At 36.3% G+C, this 12,314-nt stretch carries 8 protein-coding genes; 5 read left to right on the top strand and 3 right to left on the bottom strand.

Annotated elements, in window-relative coordinates:
- On the top strand, positions 1 to 864 hold the full coding sequence (locus ND812_RS14845; RefSeq protein ID WP_265376159.1) for a patatin-like phospholipase family protein: 864 nt from the start codon (positions 1 to 3) through the stop codon (positions 862 to 864).
- Positions 865 to 875: 11 nt separating this feature from the next.
- A complete protein-coding gene (locus ND812_RS14840) occupies positions 876 to 2,801 on the top strand; it encodes a hybrid sensor histidine kinase/response regulator (RefSeq protein WP_265376158.1) in 1,926 nt (641 codons plus the stop codon).
- Between the two features lie 17 nt (positions 2,802 to 2,818).
- On the opposite strand, the gene ND812_RS14835 is transcribed toward ND812_RS14840, so the two are convergent.
- The gene (locus ND812_RS14835) at positions 2,819 to 4,762 is read right to left on the bottom strand and encodes a SpoIIE family protein phosphatase (RefSeq protein WP_407658567.1); all 1,944 of its coding nucleotides are present in this window, start codon (positions 4,760 to 4,762) and stop codon (positions 2,819 to 2,821) included.
- Positions 4,763 to 4,939: 177 nt separating this feature from the next.
- On the opposite strand from ND812_RS14835, the gene ND812_RS14830 reads away from it, so the two are divergent.
- The gene (locus tag ND812_RS14830) at positions 4,940 to 7,327 is read left to right on the top strand and encodes an ATP-dependent Clp protease ATP-binding subunit (protein ID WP_265376156.1); all 2,388 of its coding nucleotides are present in this window, start codon (positions 4,940 to 4,942) and stop codon (positions 7,325 to 7,327) included.
- A gap of 63 nt (positions 7,328 to 7,390) precedes the next feature.
- A complete protein-coding gene (locus ND812_RS14825; protein ID WP_407658569.1) occupies positions 7,391 to 8,224 on the top strand; it encodes an aldo/keto reductase in 834 nt (277 codons plus the stop codon).
- 17 nt (positions 8,225 to 8,241) lie between these two features.
- On the opposite strand, the gene ND812_RS14820 is transcribed toward ND812_RS14825, so the two are convergent.
- Complete coding sequence (locus ND812_RS14820) at positions 8,242 to 9,285, bottom strand: hypothetical protein (protein ID WP_265376154.1); 1,044 nt, start codon at positions 9,283 to 9,285, stop codon at positions 8,242 to 8,244.
- 169 nt (positions 9,286 to 9,454) lie between these two features.
- Positions 9,455 to 10,618, bottom strand: a complete 1,164-nt coding sequence (gene recA, locus ND812_RS14815; protein ID WP_100727826.1) for a recombinase RecA — start codon at positions 10,616 to 10,618, stop codon at positions 9,455 to 9,457.
- Positions 10,619 to 10,914: 296 nt separating this feature from the next.
- On the opposite strand from recA, the gene xerA reads away from it, so the two are divergent.
- Positions 10,915 to 11,850 carry a site-specific tyrosine recombinase/integron integrase gene (gene xerA, locus ND812_RS14810; protein ID WP_322113699.1) on the top strand — a complete coding sequence of 312 codons (936 nt, stop codon included), beginning with the start codon at positions 10,915 to 10,917 and terminating at the stop codon, positions 11,848 to 11,850.
- The last annotated feature ends 464 nt before the right edge of the window (positions 11,851 to 12,314 follow it).

The raw sequence follows: 12,314 nt of genomic DNA, 5'->3' as shown, positions 1-12,314 counted from the left end.
ATGATTGAACTTATTTTTCCTAAAAAATATTCGGCGTTATGTTTAAAGTCTGCTTTTTTTGGTTTTTTTGCTCACACAGGTTTTGTAAGAGGTTTGCAAGAAATTGGATTTAAGCCTGCGATCGTCACTGGATCAAGTTCAGGTGCCATGATTGGTGCACTCTATGCAACTGGAAGAGAGATGGTGGATTTTGAATCCGTTGTATTGGGTCTCAAAAAGAAAGATTTTTGGGAAGGCAATTCCTTAACTTTGCTCGGCCGTCTCTTAAAAAAAGGATGGAACCAATCTAGCGGAGTTTTGACAGGGAAAGCAACTCGTAAAATTTTATATCCATACTTAGGGAATAAAAAATTTTCCGAATTACCTATCAAATTGGGGATTGCAGTTTCTAATTTATCAAAAAACAAAAGAGAGTTAATCACTGAAGGGAATGTATTAGATGCTGTAATGGCATCAATTGCTTTTCCATTCCTTTATGAAGTGCAAGAATTCCAAGGACAAGAGTTTTTAGATGGAGGCATTGGAGATGGAGAACCTATTAAAGAATTAATTTTAGATCCAAGCATCGATCGAATTGTCATCCATCAAATTAACAACAATAGACCCGTTAGTAAAAATATGATGAAGCGGGCGTTAGATGCATCAGTGCAAATCATTGAAACCGAAACAGAGGATTTGAAAACACTTTTAGCAAAAGAGAAAGGTAAAAAATTAATCCGATTAGAAACAAATTCTCCTTATTTATCTCCCAATGATTTTTCCAAAGGTAAGTTTGCTTTAGCAGAAGGGCGAGGTACTGCATATAAACATAAAGCCGAGATTTTAGGAGATATGGAATTGCCCATATTTGGATTGTTTAATTAAAAATTTCTATCATGGATAGCCAAAGAAAAATAAAAGTCTTAGTTGTAGAAGATTCAGTTGCTTCTTACAAGGCTATTGTATCTGTTTTAGAAAATTTTGGATTCATTGTCTCGTCAGAAAGGGTAGAATGGAAAATTGAATTTGAAAAGTCCATTTTAGACAAGTCCTGGGATCTTGTGATTTCAGATTATTATTTACCAGATTTTGATGGCAAGTATGTGATTCATCGCATCAAAGAATTAAATCCTGAATTACCAGTTATACTCGTTACGGAATTCATTCCTGAAGAAGCTGCATCTGAATATTTAAATTTAGGAGCATCTGAATTCCTTCCAAAATCATCCATTATCAAACTTCCGTTTGTCGTCAATCGAGAGTTAGAAGCTCTTAGGTTAAAACAATCACAGAAAAAAGCTTGGGAGATGTTGGTTCATGGTGAAGAAATTTTAACTAGATCACAAAAGATTTCTCATTTAGGTCATTTTGAAGTGATATTTCCTGAAAGTAATACCCTTTGGTCATTGGAATTGTATCGAATATTGGGTTATGATTTTAATGAAATTCCATTGATGGATAAGGTATGGAGTTTATTAGATTTTGAGGAAAGGAAAAAAATTGAATCCATTTGGCAAGAAGTCACCAGCGAAAATACTTCAAAAGAATTTTTATTACATTTAAATACAAAACACGGTCGTAAAAAAGTAAATTTATGGTTGGAGGCAGAGCGATTTGATGAAAATCGTTTTCGTATTTTTGGAACCATCCATGACATATCTGATGTCTCTGATTTAGAAAATTCTATCCAACTCAATGAACAATTATTCAAGGGGATCTTCAATAATTCATCACAAGCTATATTTTTATTAGATATACAGGGTCACATCATACGGATGAATCGGAATTCAGTTTTATCCTTCGAGCGCAATGAATCCGATGTTCAAGGATTAGAATTGATTAGTTCTATCTTCTCCGATTCAAATGAAGATTCTATCAAAAAATTAACTTATGGGATGAAGTTAGCATTAAAAAATCAAACATTTGAAGTATTTGTATCTTATAGATTGAGAGATGGACGTGAAAAATACTTTGATTGCGATTTTTATCCATTAAATGATGCGAATGGTAAAATAATATACATTGTGTTAGAAGCCAAAGACATCACCGAAAAAATTGTTTTAGAAAGAGCTTATGCACAAGCTCAAAAATTGGAAGCTCTTGGCACATTTGCAGGTGGAATTGCACATGATTTTAATAATTTATTAACACCTATGATGGCTTATATTTCCTATTTGAATGCGGAGTGGTCAAAGGAATCATCGAATGAAATGATCGAAAGGTCCCTTCCTGCGATCGAGGGAATTTCCAAATCATTGGAACGAGCAAAAAATTTAATCCAACAAATTTTAACTTATTCTAAAATTGAACATGTTACTTCTAAACAATTAGATTTGCGAGAACAACTGTTGCAGGTGTTAAACGAAGTGAAATTTGTTTCTGCAAATAAAGTGACTCTATTTACTGATTTAGGAAATGAGTCAGCATTTATTGAAGCAGATCCGATTCAGATTTTTCAGATTTTGTCAAATTTATATGAAAACTCGTTATTTGCGTTTCAAGATTCGCAAAATCCTAAAATCACAATTTCGTTAACAAAAGTTTCATATGAGAAATCAGAACTTTTTCATGTAGGTTTTTTGAAAAACACTGAATATTGGAAACTGAGTTTTATAGACAATGGAAGCGGGATTCCTAAGGAGATATTGGAAAAAATCTTTGATCCATTTTTCAGCACAAAAGGTGGAAAAGGAACGGGACTCGGTCTTTCCATCATTTATGGAATTTTAGCCAAAATGGGAGGAACGATATTAGTTGATTCCAAGGTAGGGGTTGGAACTCAATTTGATTTGTACTTCCCAGCTTGGAAAGCTATGGTTTAAAAAATTGACAAAATAGTTCATTCGAAGTTAATATCTGTATCCATCGATAAAGCTAAAATCGTAATATCATCATCTGATCGTTTAGTTTTTTGGAATTTTTGAATTTCTTCGATTACAGAATCACAGATGATTTGTGGGTGTTTATTGGCGAGAGTTTGGATTAAATTGTAAAATCGTTCTTCACCAAATAGTTCTCCGGTATTGATATTTCTTGCTTCTATGACACCATCAGTAAATAAAATGAAGGTTCCTTCTTTTGGAAGGGGGAAACTTTTTTCGATCATATCCGATTTAATGAATTCATTTATGGCTCTACCGTAACTAGTATACGTAGTGATTTTTCCCTCTCGGTCTAGGTGAAGGAGGGGTAAATGGCCTGCATTTGCTATACGGAGTGTGTTTTCTTTTGGATTGATATATACAAAAAATGCACTTAAAAAATGGCCAGATAAAGAACTTAATAGAGATTTTCTTATTTTTTCAGCAGCTAATGCTGGTTTGTCTAGTGTATCATTCCAAATTTCCAATGAAACTTTAGTCATGGAAGCAATCATCGCTGCAGGAATTCCATGCCCAGACACATCGCACAAAAATAATCCAAGTTCATTTTCTTTTACAATGATTTCTACAAAGTCTCCTCCAATGTCTGTTGCTGGTAAATATCTAAAACCAAGGGGGTATTCTAATGCATGAGTTCTTTTTTTTGGTAATAATCCATTTTGTAGTTTCTGCGCAATTTTAAGTTGTAAATCAATTTCTTGTTTTTGTTCGTTTGACTTTCTATAATCGGATACCCTTAAAACGAGGGCAAGTGAGAGAAAAAATACTTCCATTGCTGAGCCCAACGGCAATGAGTAAGATGCAAAATGAAATGGTTTGATAAATCCTTGGACAGTAAAAATATAATAGGATGCTCCAATCAGTAATGATCCAAAAGCCAAAAGGAATAATATTACTTCAATTTTCCTCTTACTTTTCAACAGAGTCGTGATTGAGATGATGATTGTGAAAAAAAGCGATATGGAAACCAAGACAACCGTTAGTTGCATGAAAAATCGTAAATCCAAAAAGGAAATCGTTGGAATCACGATTAATAATAAGAGAATGTAACTCGACGTTACTTTGAATAGTTTTGTATATTTATTTTTGGTTTCTAAAAACTCTAATGTAAAAAGTAATCCGAAAATCGATGAAAAATAAATTGTAATTGGGAACAAATAATATTTCCAAGTATTGGAATTACCGAATTCTAAATATTGAATAAATCCAGTAGAGTAAGTGTTTAGAAATAAGACAGTTGCAAGATAAAAGAAAAAGTAAAAGAACTTTTTATACCGTAGGGTATGTGCCAAAAAAAGACTGAAAAGGAACATCATAAATCCTGCTCCAAAATAAGCGGCGAAGAATATATCTTGTTTTTTGGAATAGGCGATAAAGGTTCTCGAATTATAAATTGATGCAAAACTAAAGATTGGATTGTCCGATCTGATCTTTAAATAAATCGTCCTTGTTTCATTTGCTGATAATGTAATCGGGAAAGCTGATAAATGGGAATAAATTGGCTTATTCTTTTGTAATACCTGTTCACCTGACCATTGTGTGTTCCATTTTCCATTGATTTCTGAATGCAATTCGAAAAGGTCCACCACGGGATTCGATAGGTGCAAAAAGAAAGTGTGAGGAAAGTTTCCATAATGGATTAGTGTTACTTTTAACCAAACGGGGTTTTTGGATCTAGGGAACGAAATCACATTTTTAGGATTGGGTTTCCAGAGTGTTTCCTGTTTTGAAATTTCTTCTAGAGTCACTTCTGGGTTACTCGGGATCGTAAACTCAAAATACCTTCCTATGTCTCTATAATTATTTGTTTCCTCGATGGAGAGGGGTAGGGCTTCTATTGGGATCGCGCAAAGGAAAAGAATTCCAAACCAGAATGTTTTTCTAAAAAAAAGCACAAACATCCCGTCTCCTCTCATTGTGGTACCTGTTGTTCCCAAGGGTTTGGTTCCAATCTTCCTACTGACTTCACTAGAATTGGACGAAGAATGCATCTGAGAAAGCCCTTTTCAAAAAAAACTTGTATTCAGAACGTAAAATTAGCAGTCTAAGCCTTAGAGTGCTAAAAGTGAGGAAACACTATGAAACAATATGACTCAAACGTCCAAGGAGCTTTGGACATTGCACAGACAGAAGCAATTCGCAGGCAAAATACAGAAATCACTCCTTACCACTTGGTATGGGGATTTATGACCTTACCCACTTCTGTTTCAGGAAAGGCGTTACTGAAATATAAATCTACAGTTGATGAATTTTTAAAGAAACAAGCGCGGGCCTCAGGAGAGATTCCTTTCGAATCACTTCGTACATCTCCAAAACTTGCCCAATGGTTTACCATGGCATCGTCCAGAGCTGCTGAGAATGGAAGGGAAGAGCTGAAGGAAGCAGATTTTCTGAAATTTTTGCCTCAGATTTTGCCGGAGTTAAAGATCAACTATGAGGATTTGAATATCAAAGAGACCGACGAAGAAGTACCAAATTTTCTTGTGAATCTCAATGATTTGGCGAAAGAAGGAAAATTGGATCCTGTAATAGGTCGAAGTAAAGAAATCAGATCAGTAATGGAAATTTTGGGTAGAAGGTCCAAAAACAATCCGGTGTTAGTTGGGAGTGCTGGAGTTGGAAAGACGGCAATCGTTGAGGGTCTAGCAGAACAAATTGTAAAGGGAAGAGTTCCTGATGTATTAAAAGGGAAAACCATTTATTCTCTTGATATGGGCCAATTAATGGCTGGAACAAAATACAGGGGTGAATTTGAGGAAAAACTAACGGCACTTTTGCGGTATATTAAAGGACAAGCTGGTGAGGCAATTTTGTTTATCGATGAAATCCACCAATTGGTAGGGGCTGGGAAAACAGAAGGTGCTATGGATGCAGCCAACTTACTGAAACCAGCTTTGGCAAGAGGTGAACTCCATTGTATTGGAGCAACGACAGGTGATGAATTTCAAAAATACATCCTTGGTGACCAAGCATTAGAAAGAAGATTTCGTGCTGTGCCTGTAAACGAACCAAGTAAAGAGGATGCCATTGAAATTCTAATGGGAATACGTGATAAACATGAAATTCACCATGGGATTAAAATTTCTGATGAGGCTATTTATGCATCAGTTCTTTTGTCCGACCAATACATCACTGATAAGTTTTTGCCAGACAAAGCGATCGATTTGGTGGATGAAGCTGCATCGGCTTTAAAACTTTCCGCAGAAGCAATGCCAACAGAACTCGTGGAACTAGAGAGTGAAATCCGCTCAAAAAAAATCTACTCTCAAGTAGAAAAGAAAAACGAGGATATTCTTAAGGAAATTGAAGTTTTAGAGAAAAAGTTCCAAGAAGGAAAACAAGTTTGGGAAAAAGAAGTCAATTCTTTGAAACAAATTGCTTCGATCAAAAATAAAATAGATCGAGTAAAATTTGATTTAGACGCCGCACAACAGCGAGCAGATTATACGGAAGCTTCTCGATTAAAATACGCAGTTTTACCTGAATTGGAAAAAGAACTAAGTGGATTTCAAAATAGTTGGATTTTAGAACGTAATCATATCGCTGCTGTGATCGCAAGGCAAACTGGGATACCAGTAGAAAAAATTCTAAAAACCAAACAAGAGAATTTACTCCACTTAGAAGAAGATCTAAATTCAGTTGTGTATGGTCAAAAAGAATCCATTCGAGAAATTGCAGATACTTTGTTAACTTCTTATGCAGGTATCTCTTCAGAGACAAGACCACTTGGATCTTTTTTGTTAAAGGGTCCAACTGGTGTTGGTAAAACTGAAACTGCAAAAGCAATTGCGAAGTTTTTATTTGACCAAGAAACCAATTTGGTTCGTTTAGATTTGAGTGAATACTCTGAAAAACACTCTGTTGCGAAACTAATTGGTGCTCCTGCTGGGTATGTAGGTTATGATGAAGGTGGAATATTAACAGAAGCCATTCGAAGAAAACCTTACTCAGTTGTGTTATTCGATGAAGTAGAAAAAGCACATCCAGACTTTTCCGATATATTACTTCAAATTTTAGATGAAGGTAGACTTACCGACAACAAAGGTAGAACCATCAATTTTAAAAACACAATTGTGATTCTAACTACCAATTCAAAAAATATTGAAGCCGACTTTAAACCGGAAGTACTAGGAAGGTTGGATGCAATTTTAACCTATCATTCGTTGGATTCTTCCATCATGGAAAAATTGATCGAAAAACAATTACGTATGTTAAACGAGCGATTGAAAGTGAAAGGAATCTCTGTCGAACTTTCGGAAAGTACAGAGCATATTCTGAGAGAGCAGGGTTTTGATCCAAAATTTGGAGCACGACCATTAGGTAGTGTCTTCAATCGAATTGTGAATCGACCTTTGGCGAAAGCAATCCTATCGGGAACCCTGGCGGAGGGAAGATACCGAGCAGATTGGAATGGCGATGATTTGCAATTTGCTCCAATCCCAGAGTTAGTAGGATCCAAAAAATAAATCCAAATTTAAAATTTGATCCCTACCATGGAAAACCTATGGTAGGGTCTTTTCGTCTAAGACATACACATGTCTGAACTAAAAATTACTTCAACAATTGCGACAAACCAATCGATTTCTGTACCCTTACTTGGATTAGGTGTTTGGAAGTCTCGACCCAAAGAATGTTATGAAGCAGTAAAAGCCGCCCTGGAATCAGGTTACCGTCACATTGATACTGCTGCAATATATGGAAACGAAGCAGATGTAGGGAAAGCCATTGGAGATAGTGGTATCCCTCGAAGTGAGATATTTTTAGTCACAAAATTATGGAATGCAGACCAAGGATATGACGAAGCTCAAAAAGCTATTGATGTATCGTTAAGTAAACTGGGAACAGATTATGTAGATATGTATTTGATCCATTTTCCTGTTTCAGGGAAACGGAAAGATTCTTGGAAAGCTTTGGAGAAAATCCAAAAAGAAGGGAAGGCAAAGTCAATCGGGGTAAGTAATTTTATGATCCCTCACTTAGAAGAATTATTACAAGATTCCCAAATTGTTCCAGCCATGAACCAAGTCGAATACCATCCTTTTTTACAAGACTTACCTTTAAAAGAATACTGTGAAAAAAATGGGATATTATTAGAAGCTTATAGTCCATTAGCGCATGGACAAAAATTAGAAGATGAAAGGGTTACGAATTTAGCGAAAAAGTACAATAAAACCAATGCACAGATTCTGATTCGCTGGTCGTTACAATCTGGAAATGTTGTGATTCCAAAATCAAAAAATCCAATTCGTATCAAAGAAAATGCAGATGTGTATGATTTTAGTTTAACACCAGTGGATATGAAAGAAATCAATCATTGGAATGAAAACTTTAGAACTTGTTGGGATCCAACGACGGTTGTTTAGAATCCCTTTTTGACGTTCTATTTTTTTTCAAACACTAGGACAGCAGATTGCCTGTTGTCTTTAGTTCCTAAAAAACCGTACCCAAAAGGGAATGGTAATATTTGGTCGTTGGTCTCTTTGCTTAGTTTGATTAATTCTGGTTGATTTTCTGGAGTCACTGCTCCCGATAAATTCCAAGATTTTTCGTATCTTCCAAACATACTTCGTTTCCAAGATTCTTCTGGAAACAATCGGATTGGAAAACCAGATTCATCTTGTACAATAAATGTTGCATTTTTAAGAAGTAAATCTCGGAAAGATTTTCGTTTTTCACCATGAAAGAGGTATTCAGCTGATTTTGTGAAAACACCGATCTCGCCTAAATTGGAAAAATATTCATACAATCCATCACCAGGGATGCCTTCATTGCCAATTAAGAATATTTTAAAATATGTAAGTGATTCCTTTTTGTTAAGTTTGGTGTCATATAAAAGTAAGGTGAATCCTTTGTAAGTGATTCCGTTTCCAGAAATTGTTTCTTCTTTTGATTCCAGAATTTCTTTACCCATTCGTTTCAAGAACGCTACAAAAACGGGATAAGCACCATTTAATTCTTTTTTCTTCGTTTCCTCTTTCATTTTACGATATGTAAAATAATTTCTGCCAGCTAAATGATCGGATAGATTTCGAATCCCAGACTTGACAATTGATTTCTCTTTTTCCGACAACTCACTGTATTTTGTTGGGTATCCTGGATCTTCTAATCCGAAGAGTATGTAGTTTTGGCATTGAGGAAAAAAGGAAAATAAATTTAATACATCAATTCCACTAAATGGATAAACAACAGTTTTAACATGTGGATGGTAGTCTTTTTGTTTTAAATACTCAGTGATCAAATCTTTCGTAGTGATCAATTTGTTCCAACTAGTATCCATTTCTTTTTTATGGACCGGATCATCGGTTGATAATCCCGCCCATTCAGAAAACTCATTTGATTCCATTTGAGTTACACTTGGTTTGTTATTAACAACTTGGCACTGCAAAGAGAATAATAAAATACATAAGAATAGTTTTGGATTCATAAATTAGAAACTCGAATTCTGAAGGATAGATACTGTGGATAGATTTTGATTCCTATCAATTTCATATATCTTTTTTCGTAAGGAAGAATGTGAGAAAATAGGTAAAAAAAAACCGGCCCGGGAAACCCCGAACCGGTCAATGGTTCCTAAAAAGAAAGCCTGTTTATTTTCATTCGCCTACGGCGATATCTCCGTCCCCTTCGGTAGAGAAACTTACGGGTTGTTTAGATTTTGTTTCTTTCGTTTCCTTTGGATCTCTCTCAATCGATTTCACTTCGCGTGTTTGGATCTTCGCTTGGTCGAGTAATGGCAATCCATTGAGATCTCTCACTTGGTTTTCAATTTTAAAAGCAATGTCTGGATTTTCTAAGAAGAAGTTCCTTACTTGTTCCTTACCTTGGCCAATTTTTTCACTATTATAAGAATACCAAGATCCGGCTTTTGCGACTAGGTCATGGCGAACTGCCAAGTCAATCAGTGAACTTTCACGATTGATACCATTAGCATACATGATGTCAAATTCCGCCTGACGGAATGGAGGTGCACATTTATTTTTGACCACCTTCACTCTTACACGGTTACCAACTGGTTCTTCTTTTTCTTTGAGTGTTTCAATGCGACGAATGTCGAGTCGGATCGATGCATAGAATTTTAATGCATTACCACCAGTAGTGGTCTCAGGACTTCCGAACATCACACCAATTTTCATACGGATTTGGTTAATAAAGATAACAGTTGTACTAGATTTGGAAATGGTTCCTGTTAATTTACGGAGCGCTTGTGACATGAGTCGAGCTTGCAGACCCATATGAGAATCACCCATATCCCCTTCAATCTCCGCCTTTGGTACGAGCGCCGCAACAGAGTCGATGACGATGAGATCAATTGCATTGGAACGAACGAGTGACTCGCAGATTTCAAGTGCTTCTTCCCCATTGTCTGGTTGGGCGACGAGAAGGTCGTCTACGTTGACACCAAGTTTTTTTGCATAAGATGGATCAAGTGCGTGTTCTGCATCGATGAAGGCAGCAATGCCTCCTTTTTTTTGCGTTTCCGCAATGGCAGATAAGGTAAGAGTCGTTTTTCCCGAAGATTCTGGACCATAGATTTCAATGATTCGACCAGATGGAAAACCGCCGATCCCCAAAGCAATGTCGAGGTCCAAAGATCCAGTGGAAACTACATTCATCTCAGCCATACGTGTGTCGGCACCGAGACGCATAATGGATCCTTTTCCAAATTGTTTCTCAATTTGGCCTAGGGCCGCATCAATGGCCTGTTTTCTTTGGTCGGTCTCTTTGTCTTGTGCTTTGTCAGCTTTCTCTTTTTTCATGAATCAATCTTTCTCCTAAGTCGGTGTTCCGAAAGACTAGGTAGGGGACTTGGCCAGTTGGTTTTAAAAAATCCGACTGACTCTCTCAAGGATGAACCCATCCCTTCCGAATTCCACTCTTTTTCTCTTCCGAAGTGACTCCATTATGCATTAGGCCTGGGACAAATTAGGAAGAGTGGGGAATTTTTCTGGATTATGTCTTTTTTTTTCCGTTTTCAACACTAAACAAAATGTAAGTACTTGTATAGTATTTTTTTAGAGGAGGAGAAAGAAAACTTAGCCGATAGGTTTCTTGTATGACCCTGCCAGCCCTCGAAGTCCAAATTCCCGAGCATTTTCCCCAAGTAATGGCGGATTTATTTCGCAGTTACCGCACCTACTTAAAAATTGAAAAAAATTATTCAGAGCATACCTTATTTGCTTATTTACGAGATTTGAAATTTTTCTTTGAGTTTTGTCTAAAAGAAGAAATTGATATATTGAGTGTTGATGTTTTGGACGTGAGGGCTTACTTTTCTGATTTAAAATCCACTAAGAAACAAGACAAACGAACACAAAGTCGCAAACTTTCATCGTTACGTACGTTTTATAAATTTTTATTCAGGGAAGAAAAAATTGGAGCCAATCCAATCTTACAGGTGAGTTTTCCTAAAACCAAGAAGAAGTTACCTAAAAATTTCACACCAATTGAAACAGAAGACATTCTGGATTATGAAGATCCTGAAAAAAAAGAAGTCCTTGGAAAACGGGACAAAGCCATTGTGGAAGTTTTGTATAGCACAGGCCTTCGTGTGTTCGAATTAGTCAATGCAAAGTTAAGTGACTTGAATGAGGAGTTAACATCTCTTAAAGTGATGGGAAAACGAAGGAAAGAAAGATTTGTTTTCATTGGACCTGAAGCAAGAGAAGCTCTCAAAGATTATTTGGAAGAACGTGGGAATAGTGGTCCCGATGAAATCTTTTTAAACCAACGTGGTGGAAAATTAACAACTCGTGGGATTCGTTATATTCTAGCGGAACGTAGGTCTGTGATGGGTATGGAAAAAGCAATTACTCCTCACAAGTTTAGACATACCTTTGCTACTGATTTATTGAATGCAGGTGCTGATATTCGCGCCGTACAAGAGTTACTTGGTCATTCTTCTTTGTCATCTACACAGGTGTATTTGAGTGTTTCGAGAGACCGATTGAAAGAAGTGTATCGAAATGCGCATCCGCATGCGAAGAAATGAGTTCGCGTGAATTTTGTATCCCCGCCCTGAATTGGGTGGGGTTCTAGACCCGCCACCCAATACGTCCTCTCTATCACACAAACTAATTTTAAGCAAAAGTATTCCTCGCTTATAAAATTTTAAATTTAATAAAGTTCATAGTTTTGCTTTTGCCTGGAAAACTAAGGTCTGATCCGATCTTACATTGAAATGGACGATACCTATTTTCTCCTAATACCACGCGGCATCGAAATGTTTTAGAAACAACAGTGGAATTAACTAGTGAAAAAAGTATCCTGAATCTATCAATTGGGAGACGACACAAATAACAAGCGCTATTTCTTAGTTGAAATTAAGGTTTTAGCATTCCAAATGGAGATTCCTACGTTCAGTCTGCACAAAGTTTGCAATCTGGTATGTATGCGAAATACGGAAGGACAAAATGTTCGTTAGCCTATTTTGGAAGAAACGATGGAATTCTCGTT

Origin of the sequence: Leptospira limi (assembly GCF_026151395.1) — a bacterium.
Taxonomy (GTDB): domain Bacteria; phylum Spirochaetota; class Leptospiria; order Leptospirales; family Leptospiraceae; genus Leptospira_A; species Leptospira_A limi.
Note: the sequence above shows the minus strand (reverse complement) of the source record. Positions and strands in the feature narration are given on the sequence as shown.